Source organism: Kribbella sp. CA-253562 (assembly GCF_050942265.1).
Taxonomy (GTDB): domain Bacteria; phylum Actinomycetota; class Actinomycetes; order Propionibacteriales; family Kribbellaceae; genus Kribbella.
In genome coordinates, this window is record NZ_CP192049.1 from 7,128,236 (window position 1) to 7,144,317 (window position 16,082).

A 16,082-nucleotide genomic window follows, 5' to 3' on the forward strand; every position below is an offset into this window, starting at 1 on the left:
GACCCAACCGTAGAGAATGCCGCCGCGCACCCCAAATGCTGATACCGGTCCTTAACGCTGCGTACTCACACTTCCGCCCGCCGGGACGTTCCACAGTCATGATCAGCGAACTTCAGTTCCTGCCCGTTCCGGCCACCGATCTGGACCGGATCCGATGCAACGGCCACGACGACCACGGCAACCCGCTGGTGGCCCGCGAGTCCGGAGCCGGCGCGCCGCTGCGCTGCTGCCTGCGGCTGTCCACCGACGGCGAACGGATCGCCCTGATCGCCTACCGGCCGTCCGCGCTCGGCGGCCCGTACGCCGAGGTCGGACCGGTCTTCGTGCACGCCGACCCGTGTCCCGGGTACGCCGGTCCCGACTTCCCCGCCGACTTCCGCGAGCGGCGCGCCGTGCTCCGCCCGTACGACGCGGCCGGGCAGATGCTGGACGGCGTACTGGCTGAGCCGGGGACCAGCGAGGGCGAGCTGAAGCAGCTCTTCGACGACCCGGAGGTCGCGCTCGTCCACGTCCGGAACGTCATCGCGGGGTGCTGGAACTTCTCGGTTCGCCGGGCCTGACCGGACCGTCCGTCGGCGCGGTCAGCGCGTACACCGCGACCGCGCCGGCGGTGTACCGGTGCTCGGCGAGGCTGGTGAGCTGGGCGGGCGGCCAGTCGAGGTTGGTGTCGAACACGAGCCAGCGGACGCCGTACTGGGTCCAGAGCTGGTCCAGGACGCGCTTGGTCGGCCGCTTGAACGCCCGGTCGTTCAGCTGCAGCAGTGCCGGGTCCCAGAACGGGCCGTTGACGGCGGCGTCGCTGTCCTTCCGGCTCTGTGCGGTCGGGGTGTAGGCCCAGCCCTCGACCAGGACCCGGCGTTCGGCGTACCCGGCGAGCCAGAAGTTGCGCGCGTCACACTTCCTCGCGGTGTAGACCGGCATGCAGTGCGAGTTGGTGGCGAGCCGGTCGCTGACCGCGGAGTGCTCGCGGATGTAGCGGGCCGCCTCGGCACCGCCGGTCGGGACCTGGCGTCTGGTCTGGCGGCACTCGGGCCGATCGGATCCGCCGACACAGACCTGGTCGGTGAAGGTCGTCAGCATCGTCTGCGGAATGCTGACCGTGGCAGCTCCGAGGACGAGCAGGATGCCCAGTCCGAGCGCTGCCGTGCGCTCCTTCGTACGTCTGAGCACGACAGTCACCAGTGCGGCCACCAGGAAGACGGCCGCCCAGGGCCAGAGCAACTGAACGCTGACGGCGAGGATGCCCTGCTCCCTGCGCGGTCGACGGGAGGCCAACGTGGCGATGACCTCCGCCAGGGCCATACCGGCTACCAAGGCGCCGAGTATGCGGGGCACGAGTTGCCGGAGGCGCAACCCGCTCAGCAGGAGGGTCAGGCCCCAGACCGAGGCGGCGATGGCGATCGGGAAGGCGGCCCGGAGGAAGTAGAGCTGACTCAGGCCTGGGTGGCGCAGGAGGGAGGCCGCCGCGATGCCGGTGAGGACGAAGCCGGCTAGGAAGACGGCGGCCGGGTCCTTCCACTTGCCGTCGCGGAGGAAGCCGAGCATGCCGAGGCCGGCCAGCGACCAGGAGACGAGCAGCGTGGCGGCCGTCGTACCGAGGACGGCGAGGGCTGCCAAGTGATCGCTGTAGCGGCTCCCGAAGCCCAGCCGACCGGCCGCGATCCGGAAGGCTTGGCCCGGCTCGAAGGCGACCCCGGACGCGCCGGCACTGAACAGCACGAACTGCGCGAAACTTAACGCTGCGAGGACTGCCAGACCGAGTCCGAGCGACGTCCGGTCGACGCGGCGCTCGGTCGCGAGCTTCACGACGACGGCCAGCAGCACCGCCGCGGCGAGCATCGGGACGAACGACGCCTTCGCCCCCGCGAGCGCTGCCAGTCCGACGACGAGCAGGACCCAGTTGCCCCGACCGGGGTCTTTGCGGAGCAGGCAGACGATCACCCAGACAACCGGGAACGCCAGTACGACGGCGAAGGCGTGGGTGAGGCTGTACATCAGGACACCGCTCGAGTACGCCGCCTGGCTGATCTGGTCGCGGCCGCCCCACCCGTAGACGTCGAGGCTGGTCACCGTCAGCAGCAGCCAGGCCGCCAGCGGACCGGCCCACGACTTGCGGGCCAGCCGGGTCGCCAGCGCGGCGACGGACAGGATCGGGACCAGGGCGGCGGTCATCGGGATGAGGCGGCGCAGCAGCACGTCCAGCTCGATCCCGGTCTGCCAGCTGGCCGCGGCGGCCTCCGCGTGGAGGAACCAGTGGTAGTTCAGCGACTCACCGATGACGAACGGGATCTGACCGGGCAGGTGGTGCTTCAGCTCGGCCGCCAGTGCCAGCTGGTACGGCATGTCGCTGTACTGGAAGGAGGCGTCCGGGAAGGTCATCGGCTCGATCTGGAGTCCGCTGCGCGTGATCACCCACAGGCCGAGTCCGGCGGCGGCCGCGACGGACCAGGCCCACCACAGGGGTAGCGGTGACCGGTTGCTGCGCCAGTACGGGCGGAGGTTCTTCAGCGCTGCGAAGGCAGCGATGGTCAGCAGCGGGACCGCGACCGGGAGACAGGGGAAGCCGATTGCCCGGCCCGGCAGGTAGGTCAGGATCGACAGGGCGAAGCCGAGGCCGGTGCCGAAGGCCAGGTCGGCGGCGAATCCGTCCTGGTTGCCGCGCAGCAGGCGCCAGAGCAGAACTCCGGGCACCATGATCCCGAGGCTCAGGTACGCGCTGTACGCCAGGATCGCGCTCCACGGCGTGTCGTAGACCGCCAGCAGCGCTCCGCCACCGGCCCAGATCGCCGCTCCCGGCAGCACCCGGCCGACCTGCTCGCGCCCACCCTTGTTCTGGTCCCTCCCCAGTGACCCCACGCTGAGGAGACGCTCGCCGGAGCCGATCGGGTTGCAGGTTCGCAGGAACCTGCAGAAACCCGCTCCGGACCGCCGGTGTGGATCCGAGTTGGAATACTTCGGCGCTCTGGCGCATTATTAGCAGTCGAGTAGTAGGAGTGCCAACGTCCTGAAGGGGAAGAACGTGCCGACGTACCAGTACCAGTGCACCGACTGCGGCGAAGCGCTCGAGGTCCGGCAGAGCTTCACCGACGACGCCCTCACGGTCTGCCCGAACTGCCAGGGCACGCTGCGCAAGGTGTTCAACGCGGTGGGCGTCGTGTTCAAGGGCTCCGGTTTCTACCGCACCGACAGCCGGTCGTCGAGCACCAGCACGGTCAGCGCGAAGTCCGACTCGTCGGCCTCGGCCTCTTCCTCGTCGGGCGGCTCGTCGTCGTCCTCCGACTCGTCGAAGTCGTCCTCGTCGACGTCGAGCACCTCGGGCTCGTCCTCGACCGGCTCCAGCACCACCAGCGCCGCCTGATCCTCGCCCTTCCGGGCGGGCCTGTGGACAACTGAATCGGCTCAGCCAGGGAAACTCGTACTTTCCCTGGCATGACGAACTTCTGGCACGACCTGCTCCGCGCCGCCCGCTGGCACCGCCGTCTCCTGGCGGGCCTGTTCGCGGCCGCCGCCGTCTACTTCGGCCTCGCGACCTTCTCCCCTCCACCGGCGGCCTCGACTCCGGTGCTGGCCGCCGCTCGTGATCTTCCCGGCGGCGTCACACCGTCGGCGAGCGACCTCCGCACGCTCCGGCTCCCCGCGGCGCTGGTGCCCAGCGGCACCCTGCGCCCAGGGGCGGACCTGTCCCAACGCGTCCTCGCCACCGCTGTGCGGTCCGGCGAACCACTGACCGACGCCCGCTTCCTGACCCCGACAGCGGTCCCATCCGGCCTGCTCGCCTATCCGCTCCGGCTCGACGACGCCGACATCGCGGCCCTGCTCCGCCCCGGCGACCGCGTCGACTTGTACGCCGCTTCGGCCACCGCCGACGTCTCCGCCACCCGGCTGGCGTCCGCGGTCCCGGTTCTCGCGCTGCCGACGCCGACCCGAAGCTCCGGCGGTGCCTTGGTCGTGCTCGCCACGTCTCCCGCCACTGCCGCTCGGCTGGCGCAGTCGACCACCAACACCAGGATCAGCGTGGCGCTCACTCCCGACACCAGCTGAGCCGGTCGCCGGCGTGTCAGGAGCAGCCCAAAGCCACAGCCGCAGCCCGCAGCCGCAGCCCCAGCCCCAGCGAACGTCACTCAGCGGACATCCGCGACCACGATCCGCAGGCCTCCCGGCGCGGTCCCTCGCCTGCCTCCGGACAGCGTCCTACCTTGTCCGGGTACAGATTCGCCGCGGGTCCACCGGGACCCTCTCGTGGAGGCAGAAAGAATGCTCAAGGGCTTCAAGGAATTCCTGATGCGCGGCAACGTGCTCGACCTGGCGATCGCCGTCGTCATCGGCACCGCCTTCGCGACCGTGGTGAAGACGGTCGTCGACAACCTGGTCACCCCGCTGGTCGCCTCCCTCGGCGGCACCAACGTGAAGGGGCTGGCCTGGACGATCGTGGAGGGCAACGACAAGTCCACGATCGACTTCGCCGCGATCATCAACGCCTTCATCGTGTTCTTCCTGACCGCGGCTGTCGTGTACTTCGTGCTCGTCGTCCCGATGAAGAAGATCCAGGACCGGCGCGCCGCCGCGGCCGCCGCGAAGGGCGAACCCCAGCCCGAACCGGAGCCGCTGACCATGGACCAGCAGTTGCTGGTCGAGATCCGCGACGCCCTCAAGGCCCGTCAGCAGTAGTCCACCTGGGTTCACGCCTTGCCCGAGCAGCCCGGCCCGGAAGCGGGGGGATCCGGTGCTCGCTCCGGGCAGGGCCGCACAGGAAGCTCGGGCGGTCGCCTCACCCCGCGGCTGTCGGGTACTGCATCCAGGTGTAGGCCACCGGTTGGTCCTTGTTCCACTCGTCGGCCAGATCGGCCGCGACGTACTCGAAGCCCACCCGCCGATAGGTCCGGATGGCCACGTCGTTGTCCGGCCGGACCCGCAGGAACACGCCGGAGTACCCGGCCTCCAGCGCCGGACCCAGCAACGCCTTCACGAACGCCGTCCCGATCCCCCGTCCCCGCGACCCCGGCCGCACGATGATCCGGGCCAGCTCGACCTCGTCCTCCTCGTCGTCCAGCCACAGTTCGCCGTACCCGACCGGCTCACCACTCACGTAGTACAGGTAGCACCGCACGTCGTCAGCCGGCTTCGCCCAGCTCCGCGCGAGCTCGGCCGGAAACGGAAACTGCGTCCGCCCCGACAACAACGAGACCTCCTGTGCCGAGGTCGCCCATCCCGCGACCACCGCCGCCTTGCCCACGTCGAACCCGCGCAACTCCATGTCGCCTCCCTCACCGGGCCCCAGCATCACCCGATTCCACCCCGACCGCCCGCGAATTGTCCGCCCCGATCAGGACGCGAACTCGTGCAGCGTGGCCACCAACTGATCCCGGTAAGGCGCGAAGTCGGCCCGCGGTGGCTCCGGACACCCTGGCAACTCGACCGCCGACGGCACCAGCCGCAACAACTCGTCGACCGTTTTCCTTTGGTGCGAAGGATTCTCCGGCACCGAAGGCAGCACTCCGACCAGCACACCAGTCAGTTCCAGCGAGGCCACCTGTGCGTCGGTCACCCCACGCAACGTCTCCCCGAACAGCAACCCGTCAGCAATCTCAGGCGTCGCCCCGCGCTCGATCAACCCCGCTCGCGCCCAGGCGTTGACCTCCGGATCACCACCCGTCGCCGGCCACGCGAGCAGCAGCCGTCCGATCGCCGTCGGACACTCCAGCGCGAGCAGCGCCGCGACGGTGCACCCGTTGGAGGCGCCGACCAGGGTCACCGGCTTCGGCCCCAGCAGTCCACTCGCCAGGAGCGCCCCGAACTCGGTGACCTCCTGGGACCAGCTCGCCGGCTGCCGCGGCCGATCCGGTGCCTCCACCGTCAGCCCGGTTGCTTCGAGCCCCGCCATGATCCCCGGCCGGTACCAGAACAGCTCGGAGTCGGTGGCGTCCCACAGTCCGCCGTGGATCAGCAGCACTGGAGCACCCTTCACACCACTCACCTCCTCGCGCCCCCGGGAGACGCGTGGTCAGAGCCAGGCGCGGGCCGCTCAGCCGTGGTGCGGCGGGACCTCACGCAGAATGCGCTCGTCGTCGTCGCTGCCGTTGTCGCGATCGCCCCAGGTACGGGCGTCGTCGTCCCGGGTCTGCTCGGGAAACAACGGCTCGTCGTCCTCGTACGGGCTGGTCATACCCACCAGATTACGGGAGGTCCGTCACCACGTCCCAGCTCAGTCCTGCCCAGGGATGCGCGGCAGGTTCTGCCGGCCACCCTCGAGCTGCCCCTGGCCCGGCCCGGCTCCCGGGGTGACCTGCGGGTTCGGCGCGTGCAGCAGCGGCGCGATGCCCGGCTCGCTCTGCCAGCGGTCGGCGCCGAGCACCGACCACGCGGTGAGCACCGACAGGGTCGGTGTCGCCAGCCCACCGAGCTGCAGCGGCTCGGCCTGCTGGAAGCCGAAGGTCACCGTCCAGTTCGCCGGGTCCGGGTAGAACTCCTGCACCGAGTTGTAGTAGAAGCTCAACCACCCACGTTGAGCCAGGTGTGTCATCAGCCGGTAGTTGGTCGCGATCAGCTGCACCTCCTGCAGGTCGCGCCACAGCAGCTGCATGTCGCGCCGCGCCGCCGCCTTCCGGCTGGAGTTCACCGCGGCGTTGGCCGCCATCATGCCGAGCACGAAACCGGTGCTGCCGAAGAAGAATCCACCACTGCTGTTGTAACGGCCGTCGCCGCCGTACAGCCGCGCGTAGTGCACCGAGGTCTGCAGGTACGCGACCTCACCGGGCTCGAGCACGATCCCGTACAACGGCAGCGCCTGCGGCACACCCCCACCGCGCAAGAAGCGTGCCCAGTCCTGCCCGAGCTGCCACTCCTCCTGCTCCCGGCGAGCGAGTTCGGCCGAGTCCCTCTTCTTGCCCACGTCCGTCCCTTCCTCCGGCTGCACCCGGCATCATCGCATTTCCCGGGGGTGAACAGCGCGCAGCTGTTACAGCTGTGCTGCTTTTGCCGTTCGATCCGGCCCGTGACCGGATAGACGCGTCCTCGTGACACTTCTGCCACGGTCTGCGAGACCTCTGTCCAGCATCATGGTGCTCCTTGCCTACCCGGAAGGACCGAGTCGTGAGTGCATCAAGGACACGGGGCCTGATCGGAGCGTCGTCAGTGGCAGCTGTTCTCCTGTTCACCGCCGCCTGCGGTGACGAGACCGGCGCCGGACCCGCCGCCCAACCCAGCCCAACGCCCACCCCCACCGTCAGCGCCACCCCGCCCACCCCCAGCGGAACGCCGAGCACGGACTGCCCGGAGACGATCACCGCGATCCGCAAGTCCGTCGACCAGGCCGTCTGGGGCAAGGGCTCGGCGAAGTCGGCCTTCCAGCCGGTCAGCGTGACGATCTGCCAGTACGACGCCCAGGCGTCCGGGCAGGACTACGCCACAGTGACCACCAAGCGCACCGGCGCCGAGGCGACCGAGCTGTTCGCGCTGGTCAATTCGGCCAAGCCGGAGCCGAAGAAACCCGACTTCTGCACCAAGGAGCTCGGACCGACCTACGTCCTGCGCTTCACCGACAACGACCGCGGAGTGCTGTCCTACACCGCCGAGGCGTTCGGCTGCCACCGGCTGGTGGCCACCTCGTTCGAGGGCCAGGGCAAGCCTGGTGACCTCGCCGCGCCGCGGTCCACCACCCCCGAGCTGCTGAAGTCGCTCGGCCTGCGCTGACCCTGGTCCGGACGCGCCCCCCGAAGCCGTCCGGGACGGGGTCATCCCGCCCGCCTTGCGGGTCTCCCTCGGGTCGACCCGCAAGGTGGGTGGCAGAGCCCTTGCCCCGCTCTCTTCTTGGCTGCACCCTGATCGGCAAGGGCCCGAAGGAGGACGGATGCGGCTGGTCCGACTGGTAGCCGCGCTACTGCTCAGCTGTTCAGCCGCCGCCTGCTCCGATCCACCTGACAACGACGACGCGGTCCCCGACGGCCGGCAGTGCCCCGGACTGTCCGGCTTCACCTGTACGACGCTCGACGTGCCGCTCGACCACTCGAAGCCGACCGGCCGGCAGCTGCAGCTCGAAGTCGCCGCGGCGAACAACGTCGACGCACCTCGCGGCGTGCTGCTCATGCTCACCGGCGGCCCAGGCCAGCCCGGTGTCCCGCTGCTCAACCGCATCCGCTCGTACCTGGACCCGGCGGTGCTGCGCGAGTACCAGCTCGTCATGTTCGACCAGCGCGGCACCGGCTCGCGCGGCATCGACTGCCCGGAGCTCCAGACCGCGGTCGGCGGCTCGGACTTCCTGACGCCCCCTCCGGACGCCGTCGACGCGTGCGCCCGGCAGCTCGGTGCTGACGTCAACTTCTACGGAACGCCCGACACCGTCGACGACATCGAGCTCCTCCGCCGCTCGCTCGGACGCGACCAGCTCACGCTCAACGGCACGTCGTACGGCAGCTTCACGGCGGCGCAGTACGGGCTGAAGTACCCGGAGCGCGTCCGGTCGCTCGTGCTCGACTCGGTTGTCCCGCACCGCGGCTTCGATCCCTTCGGCACCGACCTGATGGCCCACACCGACGACGTCCTCAGAGCGGCCTGCAAACGCGACCCGGCCTGTACGACCGACCCCGTGGCCGACCTGGCCTGGCTGGTGCAGCGCGGCGAACTGGACGGCGTACCGGTGAACGGCACGAGCCTGATCGAGTCCCTGGCGATCCTCAGCCTCAACTCGGTCAACCCGTCCCTCGAAGGCATCCCGAAGGTCCTCAACGACGCCCGCCAGGGTGACACCGCCGCGCTGAAGGAGCTGTTCCAGCGAGCGAGCAGCCGCGGCGCGTCGTACGACGAACTGTCCGCCGGACTCCACCTGGCCACCCTCTGCTCGGACCTGCGCCTGCCCTGGAAGCCGGAGACCCCGGCAGCCCAGCGCCGCACTCTGCTCGACGCCGCGTTGCGCCGGCTGAACCCGGCCCAACTCCACCCGTACGACGTGCGCACGGCGCGCAACCAGCTCGTCGTCGAGGGCTGCCTGCGCTGGCCCGCGACCCGCGCGTCGACGTACCCGGCTGGGCAGGAGCTGCTGCCGAGGACGCTGATCCTGCACGGCAGCAACGACCTCTTCTGCCCGATGTCGTGGGCGGAGTGGGAGCGGGACCACGCCCGCCAGGCGCAGCTCGTCGTCGTACCGGGCAGCGGTCACGGCGTCCAGGGCAGCCAGGTGGACCAGACCGGACGGGCCCGGGTCAGGCAGTTCCTGCTCGGCTGAGACGCAACTGTGCGGGATTGTCCGCAGCACCTTGCACACCTCGATGCGTCTAATAGTCGTGAGGTGTTGTACGCCCAGCCGGGGAGTTGCGAGTGGAGTTCGAGGAGTACGCGTCCGCGCGCGGGCAGGAGCTGGTGCGTCTCGGGTTCACGATCTGCGGCGACTACCAGCGCGCCGAGGACCTGGCCCAGATCGCGCTCATGCAGGCGTTCCGGTCGTGGCGCAAGGTGCAGCGGGCCGACGACCCGCACACCTACGTGCGGCGGATCCTGGTCAACTCCTACCTGTCGATGACCCGGCGGCGATCGTTCACCGAGGCGCCGGCGGCCGACCTCGACCCCGACCACACGGTGCCCGACCCAGCGAACGACATCGCCGCGTCCGACGATCTCTGGCGCGCCCTGGCCACGCTGTCGGCGCGCGAGCGGGTCGTCCTGGTGCTGCGCTACTACCAGGACCTGGACGACCGGACGATCGCCGACCTGCTCGGCATCAAACCGTCCTCGGTCCGCAGTCTGGCGAGCCGAGCGCTCAGCACGCTGCGGAAGGCCAGACAGTCCCACCGAGTCGACGAGAGGTTGCCGTGAGCACCCGACTGTTCCCAGAGGTTGCCGTGAGCACCCACCCTGTTGAGAGGTTGCCGTGAGCAAGACCGAGCTCGAGGAAAACCTGCGCGCGACGTTCGACCGCGCCGCCGCTTCCGTCCCACCCGCCCCCGACCTGATGACCCGGGCGACCGACGGCGCTCGCCGGGCCCAGCGCCGCTCGTACGTCGCCACCGGTGCCGCCGTCGGCGCGGTGGCCGTGATCGCCACCGCCGGCTTCGCACTCGGCGGCGGCCTGGGCGGATCGACCACTCCCCCACCCGCCGCGACCACGCCGGCTCCCGCGGTCTCCAGCGCGAAGCCGCTCGCCGTCTCGGAGCAACTGGCAGGCACCTGGCGACCACTGACAATGGACGGGTTCAACGGACTGAAGATGGCCCGCCCGGACAATCCGACGCTGACCTTCAACTCCGACGGCACCTGGACCGGATCCGACGGCTGCAACGGCATCAGCGGCACGTTCACCATCGGCCAGCGCGGCGAGTTCACCGGTACGGCGGGCGCCCAGCGGCTGATCGAGTGCGCCAACGTGCCGCACACCGCCGTCCTCCAGGCAGCGCGCCGGATCGCGGCCGACCAGACGACGCTGAAGTTCTACGCCGGCGACGGGCGAGAAGTTGCCATCTATGCTCGCGCACGGTAGTGGGATTTGCTTGCGGAAAGTAGTCAGCTCTTGACTATCCGGAGTCCTTGCTTGAAGGATCTACGCAGGCCAGTCCACCGATAAGGGGAGCTCAGTGCGACTCTCAGCTACCGTCCCGCTGCTCGCTCTCGGCTCGTTGTCACTCGTCGCAGTCGCCGGACCCGCCGGATCCGCACCGGTCCCGCTCGCCGCGCCGGCGCCCGCGTCGGTTGCTGTCTGCAATCACGAGGACCCGATCACGACCGCCGAACACTCGCAGCGACTGTCCCAGCCGACCAGCGCGAAGGACTCCCGGCCGCTCGGCCAGGCCCTCGGCGAAGGCGTCTCGGCCGCGGTCCGCTCGATCGAGCCGCTGGACGCGACCGGCCGGCCGACGTCCGGCCTGCCGTACGGGCTGAGCGCCGGCATCATCGGCGTACTCGGCACGCAGGAGACGGGCTACAAGGTCGTCGTCGACGACTCGGTCGTCGACGAGAAGCGGTACCAGGCCGCCGTCCAGAAGCACGTCCCGGCGGAGGGCCGGCCGATGCTCACCGTCGAGCGCAGTTGCCGCTCGGCGCGTTCGGTCGCGGCCGCCTGGAAAGCCGTCGGCGCCCGCGCCTGGTCCGCCGACGCCGCGAAGACCACGTTCACCGCCGACCTCGACCCGGCCACCGAGAACGTCGTCGTCGAGTACGACCCCGCGACCACCTCCCCGGCCGCCGCCGCAGCCCTGGCCGACCTCGACGGAGTCGACGCGATCCCGACCGGCGTCGCCCGGATGTCCCGCTTCAACGACACCCCCAAGGGCGGCCACTGGGGCGGCGCGCGGATCACGTCGGCGCTGAAGAACTGCACGGCCGGCTTCTCCGTGGTCCGCAAGTCGACCAACACCCGCGCCTCGGTCACCGCCGGCCACTGCGGCGGCCCCGGCACGATCTGGCGCAGCGGCTCCAACTACTACGGCACCACGTCGGTCCGCACCAACTACCCCGACTACGACCAGGCGCTGATCACCGGCAGCGCGTACGGCGCCAAGATCTGGACCGACGGCCCCGGCGACTCCGCCGACACCCGCACCGTCAAGGGCGGCGGCGACCCCGCGGTCGGCGCCTCGGTCTGCCAGTCCGGCTCCTTCAGCACGTCACTGTGCGGCATCACCATCCGCTCCCTCAGCGCCAAGTACTGCGACTCCGACGGCTGCACCACCTACGTCATCCGAGCCACCCGCAACGGCCAAACCGCCATCATCGGCGGCGACTCCGGCGCCCCCGTCTACTCCCGCCCCACCTCAACCACCGCCACCATCCGAGGCCTGGCCTTCGCCGGCTCCGGCTGCACAGCCTCCCGCTGCACCACCCTCTACGCCGAACGCTACAACTCCATCACCGGCCACCTAGGCGTCCGAGCCCTCACCGGCTGACCCCACGCGACGTCCAACCCCCACTCCAACGCCCCATCCCCGCACCTCAGCCCACCCCCGATTCCGCTACGCTGTCCCAACGTGCGCCCCCGTAGCTCAGGGGATAGAGCGTCGGTTTCCTAAACCGTGCGTCGCAGGTTCGAATCCTGCCGGGGGCACCAAAGAACTCATTTTCGAACCTCGGTCATCAGAAAGACGGCCGAGGTTCGTTGCGTTGGCCGCCATGCGAGCCTGGAAGTCCTCAGCGAGCAACGTGGCGATCGGCTCGCGCAGCACGGCCCGGGCGACGGTGACCTCGTCCTCCACGACCTCGATGAGCAGCTTCTCGAAGAAGAACTGGTTGGCGAGTCGCCGGGTCTCGGGTCCTCCGAGACGGTAGAGCTCGTCGCAGCGCCCAAGCAGCTGGAGCGCCCGGTTGAGCGTGTCCTCGATCTTGGCGAAGACGATTTGAGCGGTGTCTAGTAGGCGCTGAGCCTGGGTCACCTCCCGGGAGATGCGTTCTTGCTCCTCGCGGGCCAGATCCTCGGGTATAGCGCCAGTGACGACGCCGCGGGCCAGCCGGCGGCGCTCCTGCTCCAGCTCGTCCACTCGTCGCTTCGCGTAGCGGATCTCGGGCTCGGCCTGGGCGTGCTGCTGGTCCAGCTCGGCCTCCAGTCCGGCACGGACCTGCTCTTGGAGCTCGGTGGGCAGTCGTAGGGTCCGGTAGTACTCCTCGACAGCCTTCTCGACCTCGGTGACGGGCAGGTAGGGCATGTCGCAGTCGGTGCGCTTCTGTTGGCGGCCGACACAGAAGAGGTACAGGTACTGGCCCTTGGCGTTGGTGATGCAGAACCGGCTGCCGCAGCGGAAGCAGAAGACGCTGGATTTGAGGTAGTGACGGTGGGTGCGTTGCTTCTCCCCGGCTTGGTTCATGGCGAGCACATCCTGAACTCGGTCAAACAAGGATTGCGGGATCAAGGGCTGGTGGCGGCCTTCGTACTCGACGCCGCGAAAGCTGACAACGCCGAGGTAGTAGCGGTTGGACAGGAGACGGGCGACGCGGGAGGGGTGGAGCGGTCCTGGCACGTTCTTGCCATTGGGCAGGGCTCGTAGCCCCTTGGCTCCAAGCTCGGCGGTCAGACTGCGGATGGTCCATTGGCCGGTGGCGTAGGCCTCGAATGCCCACTGCACGAGCGGTGCGCGCTCGGGGTCCAGCTCAACGGTGCGGATCTCGCGGCCGTCGATCTTTCGGCGGGTGTTGCAGTAGCCAATCGGAGCCCGGCCGGGCGTGCCACCGACCTTGGCCTTCTGGGTCATGCCCTTGAGCGCCTCGGTGGCGAGGTTGCGGCTGTAGAACTCCGCGATCCCGGCCATGATGGCGTGCAGCAGCTGGCCTGAAGGAGTCTCGTCGATGTTTTCCTTGACTGAGACGAGCTGCGCTCCGGCCATCTGCAGCTCAAACATCATGTTGGCGTCGTCGCGCCGATTGCGGGCGAAACGGTCGACTTTATCGAGGATGACGTAGTCGATGTCACCATCCGCTTTAACGAAGGTCAGCATGCGCTGAAAATCGCGCCGGTCAGCAGTCTTGGCGCTCTCGCCCTTGTCGATGAATACGGCCACGACCTCAGCGTCGAGCGCTTCGGCCTTGCGACGACAGACATCCTCCTGGGCTGGGATCGAGTAGCCGTCCGGGTCGGTGTCCTTGGCGGCCTGCTTGGCGGTTGAGACCCGCAGATAGATGACTGCGCGCTTCTTCCTGCGCCCCGCCGGTGAGCTCGGAAGCTCGGCTACTGCCTCCGTACTCAATGCTGGCAAATTCATCAAACCCTCCTTTCTAGATTTGGCTCCACACAGCTGTTTTCGCCTCATTTCTTAATTGCAATTCTATTCTCATGTCCGCGCCGTTCCAATAAGGCCATCCTTATTCGACCGACGCCCAATTCTGGCCGATTTTCTGCATGGGTTGGGGTGGGTGGAGAGACGGCCAGGGGCCGCCCCTCCACCCGGTCAGGGGTCACGCGCGGTCTATTGCGTGGTCCCCTTGCCACGCCGCCGGGTGGCGGCGGGTTTGTCGGCCGTGGCCGGGGCAGCTGGCCCGAGCAGGGCCTGGATGGCGCTGCGGCGGCTGTTGGCCTCCTGCTCGATCTCCTCGAGCACAGCTGCGACCCGAGCCTTCAAGTCCGGCTCGGACTGCCGGGACTCGACGTACAGCTCAATTCCGCGCACACAGGCGTCGTTGAGCGACAGTCCGTCGAGTTTGGCGACGAGGACGAACTGCGGGTGCAGCTCGCCCGGGACGCGGACCCCAAGCGTCTTGACGCCTGAGGCCTCGTTGGTCGGTTCGACCATGAGGGTTACCTCCTCGGTGTTAGTGCGACTGCCCATCCCTGAGTGGGATGTGGCAAGCAGCCGCACGGCACCGACGAGGACCCCGCCCTCATGACGCCAACTCCTCGGCCGGACTCGCAGCCACCGGGCTCCGGCGGCAGGTGATTGGTAGTTATCGCCTCGATCCGTGGCACCAGCCCGAGCCGCTGCTCGGCCATCCGGGCGTAGTCGGGGTTGAGCTCGATTCCTAACCAGTCGCGTCCCTGCTCGGCCGCGACCAGCCCGACGGTGCCCGTGCCGAAGAACGGGTCGAGCACCAAGCCCCTCCGCGCCGGCGCTTTGCATTGACACCGCAGCGTGCCTTGGAGCTGCCGCTGTCCTCGGCCGCACTTGGTGCGAACCACCTGCGGGCAGCCTGCGAGGACGGGGCGGCGCACGAGGTCGGGCGGAAAGGTCGCAAAGTGCGCGCCCTTGAAGCCGCGCGTTGCGATCGGCCAGACGTCACCCGGGTTTTTGCCGAGCGGATGTCCAGCCGCACCGGCCTCCAGCCCGCGACGGCTGGTCGCCAACGGCCCGGCCCAGTCAGACTGCCTGTTGCGGGTTTTGCGCGGGCGGGCAGCCGGTGGTGTGCGGTGAGGTTCGCGGATGGCATCTAGGTCGAAGAAGTACGACCGCTGCCGGACCAGGAAGTAGATCGGTTCGTAAGTCAGTGTCAGCCGGTCGTGGACGGAGCTGGGCTGCGGGTTGGTCTTAGCCCAGACCAGCTTGTTGCAAACGATCCAGCCGTCATCTGCGAGCGCCAGTAGCAGGCGTTCCGGGGCCAGCAGCAGGCTCTTGGCAGGTGCGCCGTACTTGGGGTGCCGACTGAAGGAATCGCCCAGATTCAGGAACACCGAGCCAGTCGGCACCAGCACCCGCGCCACCTCGTGGAAGACGGCTTGCAGGTTCCGCACCCAGTCACTGACGGTTGGCTCCGCGCCGAGTTGCCCGCTGACGTGGTAGTCACGCAGTCCGAAGTAGGGCGGTGAGGTCACCACGCAATCGACGCTTGAGCTTGGCAGCTCTGCTAGGCGCTCGACGGCGTCCCCGATGAGAATCGTGTTTCGGGGTGCCGCCTTCATACATGAGCCCCCTGGGCGATGCGCGGCACCGCCTCGTCAAACAACGCCACCACGAACAGCGGCCAGCTCACCGCCGGTTGACGGCCGAGCACACCAACGATCGCTTCCTTGCGGTGCTCGTCCGGGACCAACCACAGCACGCGGGGGAAGATGTCGAACCGGGCTTGCTCGGTGCCGGTCTGCCAGTAGCGGCGGTACTGCTCGCACTTGCTCGCGATCACAGCCAGGCCCTCAGTGGCCCGGTCGACCTCGATGAACCAGCGATCCTCAAAGCGACCCTGGCGGATGACGACGGTTGCATCGGGCTTCAGGATGGACCGGCCGTAGGCCCCGGCGAACGGCCGCCAGCAGACCGGTTCAGCGGTGAAGTCGCGCAGGTCCAGTTCCGGGGTACGGTCGGCCTCGACCAGCCGCACGTACAGCTCAGTGACCGCCAGGCTATGAGCTTGCAGGCGACGGCCGGGGTCGTCGGGCCGCCGGGGTGTCCGGTCTGGGTGAAGCAGCCGTGATCCCGCGACGTCGAGGGTGTAGACGTGTCCCGCCGATCCGGCCCGCACGCCGCCCACTGGCCGGGCCAACCGCGTGATGACGCCCCGCTCGACCAAGGACGCGAGGCATTGGCGGACACGACGAGGGCTGACGTCGTCAAAACACAGCCGCTCGAGCTGTCCGGTGGTCGCGAGCCGCACCCGGTCGAGGGTGGCCAGGATCATCCAGTCCCGACCCACCAAGCGGTGCTTCAGGGCTTCGAGTCGTTTGGTGGTGACATACGGGCGGCTCATGA

The 16,082-nt window shown here is 69.0% G+C and carries 18 protein-coding genes, 1 tRNA gene and 1 pseudogene; 11 read left to right on the forward strand and 9 right to left on the reverse strand.

Annotation, left to right across the window (positions count from 1 at the left end):
* Nucleotides 1–98 precede the first annotated feature (98 nt).
* Entirely contained in the window at nucleotides 99–560 is a 462-nt protein-coding gene (locus ACQPXM_RS33675; protein WP_432941471.1) for a DUF1203 domain-containing protein, read from the forward strand.
* Here the strand turns inward: ACQPXM_RS33675 and ACQPXM_RS33680 are convergent.
* Entirely contained in the window at nucleotides 520–2,856 is a 2,337-nt protein-coding gene (locus ACQPXM_RS33680) for a hypothetical protein (RefSeq protein WP_432941474.1), read from the reverse strand. The two genes, ACQPXM_RS33675 and ACQPXM_RS33680, sit on opposite strands and share 41 nt — an antisense overlap.
* A gap of 163 nt (nucleotides 2,857–3,019) precedes the next feature.
* Between ACQPXM_RS33680 and ACQPXM_RS33685 the strand changes: the two genes are divergently transcribed.
* From ACQPXM_RS33685 to mscL, 3 genes are all read left to right on the forward strand, one after another.
* Nucleotides 3,020–3,358, forward strand: a complete 339-nt coding sequence (locus ACQPXM_RS33685) for an FmdB family zinc ribbon protein (protein WP_432941477.1) — start codon at nucleotides 3,020–3,022, stop codon at nucleotides 3,356–3,358.
* 71 nt (nucleotides 3,359–3,429) lie between these two features.
* The gene (cpaB, locus tag ACQPXM_RS33690; protein WP_432941480.1) at nucleotides 3,430–4,041 is read left to right on the forward strand and encodes a Flp pilus assembly protein CpaB; all 612 of its coding nucleotides are present in this window, start codon (nucleotides 3,430–3,432) and stop codon (nucleotides 4,039–4,041) included.
* A gap of 198 nt (nucleotides 4,042–4,239) precedes the next feature.
* Nucleotides 4,240–4,668 carry a large conductance mechanosensitive channel protein MscL gene (gene mscL, locus ACQPXM_RS33695; protein ID WP_432941483.1) on the forward strand — a complete coding sequence of 143 codons (429 nt, stop codon included), beginning with the start codon at nucleotides 4,240–4,242 and terminating at the stop codon, nucleotides 4,666–4,668.
* Between the two features lie 100 nt (nucleotides 4,669–4,768).
* On the opposite strand, the gene ACQPXM_RS33700 is transcribed toward mscL, so the two are convergent.
* The 4 genes from ACQPXM_RS33700 to ACQPXM_RS33715 all read right to left on the reverse strand — a co-directional run bounded on the left by ACQPXM_RS33700 (nucleotide 4,769) and on the right by ACQPXM_RS33715 (nucleotide 6,889).
* Nucleotides 4,769–5,254, reverse strand: a complete 486-nt coding sequence (locus ACQPXM_RS33700; RefSeq protein ID WP_432941486.1) for a GNAT family N-acetyltransferase — start codon at nucleotides 5,252–5,254, stop codon at nucleotides 4,769–4,771.
* Between the two features lie 69 nt (nucleotides 5,255–5,323).
* On the reverse strand, nucleotides 5,324–5,965 hold the full coding sequence (locus ACQPXM_RS33705) for an alpha/beta fold hydrolase (protein WP_432941489.1): 642 nt from the start codon (nucleotides 5,963–5,965) through the stop codon (nucleotides 5,324–5,326).
* A gap of 57 nt (nucleotides 5,966–6,022) precedes the next feature.
* Nucleotides 6,023–6,163, reverse strand: a complete 141-nt coding sequence (locus ACQPXM_RS33710) for a hypothetical protein (protein WP_432941491.1) — start codon at nucleotides 6,161–6,163, stop codon at nucleotides 6,023–6,025.
* A 39-nt stretch (nucleotides 6,164–6,202) separates the two neighbouring features.
* Nucleotides 6,203–6,889: a hypothetical protein gene (locus tag ACQPXM_RS33715; protein ID WP_432941494.1), complete on the reverse strand. Its 687-nt coding sequence runs from the start codon at nucleotides 6,887–6,889 to the stop codon at nucleotides 6,203–6,205.
* 242 nt (nucleotides 6,890–7,131) lie between these two features.
* Between ACQPXM_RS33715 and ACQPXM_RS33720 the strand changes: the two genes are divergently transcribed.
* The 7 genes from ACQPXM_RS33720 (at nucleotide 7,132) to ACQPXM_RS33750 (ending at nucleotide 12,329) form a co-directional block, all read left to right on the forward strand.
* The gene (locus ACQPXM_RS33720) at nucleotides 7,132–7,689 is read left to right on the forward strand and encodes a hypothetical protein (RefSeq protein WP_432941496.1); all 558 of its coding nucleotides are present in this window, start codon (nucleotides 7,132–7,134) and stop codon (nucleotides 7,687–7,689) included.
* Between the two features lie 157 nt (nucleotides 7,690–7,846).
* Nucleotides 7,847–9,217 (forward strand): alpha/beta hydrolase, encoded by a 1,371-nt coding sequence (locus ACQPXM_RS33725; RefSeq protein WP_432941498.1) that lies wholly within the window; start codon nucleotides 7,847–7,849, stop codon nucleotides 9,215–9,217.
* Between the two features lie 92 nt (nucleotides 9,218–9,309).
* Complete coding sequence (locus ACQPXM_RS33730) at nucleotides 9,310–9,804, forward strand: SigE family RNA polymerase sigma factor (protein WP_432941501.1); 495 nt, start codon at nucleotides 9,310–9,312, stop codon at nucleotides 9,802–9,804.
* Between the two features lie 55 nt (nucleotides 9,805–9,859).
* On the forward strand, nucleotides 9,860–10,465 hold the full coding sequence (locus ACQPXM_RS33735; protein ID WP_432941503.1) for an META domain-containing protein: 606 nt from the start codon (nucleotides 9,860–9,862) through the stop codon (nucleotides 10,463–10,465).
* Between the two features lie 94 nt (nucleotides 10,466–10,559).
* Nucleotides 10,560–11,867: a hypothetical protein gene (locus ACQPXM_RS33740; protein ID WP_432941505.1), complete on the forward strand. Its 1,308-nt coding sequence runs from the start codon at nucleotides 10,560–10,562 to the stop codon at nucleotides 11,865–11,867.
* 85 nt (nucleotides 11,868–11,952) lie between these two features.
* Nucleotides 11,953–12,028: transfer RNA gene (locus ACQPXM_RS33745), tRNA-Arg, on the forward strand.
* On the forward strand, nucleotides 11,994–12,329 hold the full coding sequence (locus ACQPXM_RS33750) for a hypothetical protein (protein ID WP_432941507.1): 336 nt from the start codon (nucleotides 11,994–11,996) through the stop codon (nucleotides 12,327–12,329). The genes ACQPXM_RS33745 and ACQPXM_RS33750 overlap by 35 nt, the downstream gene beginning before the upstream one ends.
* Before the next feature lie 297 nt (nucleotides 12,330–12,626).
* Here ACQPXM_RS33750 and ACQPXM_RS33755 read toward each other — a convergent pair.
* The 4 genes and pseudogenes from ACQPXM_RS33755 to ACQPXM_RS33770 all read right to left on the reverse strand — a co-directional run.
* Nucleotides 12,627–13,718: pseudogene (locus ACQPXM_RS33755) on the reverse strand (recombinase family protein); the annotation flags it as partial.
* Between the two features lie 156 nt (nucleotides 13,719–13,874).
* Nucleotides 13,875–14,198 (reverse strand): toxin-antitoxin system HicB family antitoxin, encoded by a 324-nt coding sequence (locus ACQPXM_RS33760; protein ID WP_432941509.1) that lies wholly within the window; start codon nucleotides 14,196–14,198, stop codon nucleotides 13,875–13,877.
* A gap of 5 nt (nucleotides 14,199–14,203) precedes the next feature.
* Nucleotides 14,204–15,298 carry a DNA-methyltransferase gene (locus tag ACQPXM_RS33765; protein WP_432941512.1) on the reverse strand — a complete coding sequence of 365 codons (1,095 nt, stop codon included), beginning with the start codon at nucleotides 15,296–15,298 and terminating at the stop codon, nucleotides 14,204–14,206.
* A complete protein-coding gene (locus ACQPXM_RS33770; protein ID WP_432941515.1) occupies nucleotides 15,295–16,080 on the reverse strand; it encodes a replication-relaxation family protein in 786 nt (261 codons plus the stop codon). Before ACQPXM_RS33770 ends, ACQPXM_RS33765 begins: the two co-directional genes overlap by 4 nt.
* Nucleotides 16,081–16,082 lie beyond the last annotated feature (2 nt).

Excerpts from the sequence above, each read along its gene's own strand:
- ACQPXM_RS33765 (WP_432941512.1), bottom strand. The coding sequence starts at position 15,298 with ATGAAGGCGGCACCCCGAAACACGATTCTCATCGGGGACGCCGTCGAG.
- cpaB (WP_432941480.1), top strand. The coding sequence starts at position 3,430 with ATGACGAACTTCTGGCACGACCTGCTCCGCGCCGCCCGCTGGCACCGC.
- ACQPXM_RS33725 (WP_432941498.1), top strand. The coding sequence starts at position 7,847 with ATGCGGCTGGTCCGACTGGTAGCCGCGCTACTGCTCAGCTGTTCAGCC.
- ACQPXM_RS33700 (WP_432941486.1), bottom strand. The coding sequence starts at position 5,254 with ATGGAGTTGCGCGGGTTCGACGTGGGCAAGGCGGCGGTGGTCGCGGGA.
- ACQPXM_RS33710 (WP_432941491.1), bottom strand. The coding sequence starts at position 6,163 with ATGACCAGCCCGTACGAGGACGACGAGCCGTTGTTTCCCGAGCAGACC.
- ACQPXM_RS33760 (WP_432941509.1), bottom strand. The coding sequence starts at position 14,198 with ATGGTCGAACCGACCAACGAGGCCTCAGGCGTCAAGACGCTTGGGGTC.
- ACQPXM_RS33675 (WP_432941471.1), top strand. The coding sequence starts at position 99 with ATGATCAGCGAACTTCAGTTCCTGCCCGTTCCGGCCACCGATCTGGAC.
- ACQPXM_RS33770 (WP_432941515.1), bottom strand. The coding sequence starts at position 16,080 with ATGAGCCGCCCGTATGTCACCACCAAACGACTCGAAGCCCTGAAGCAC.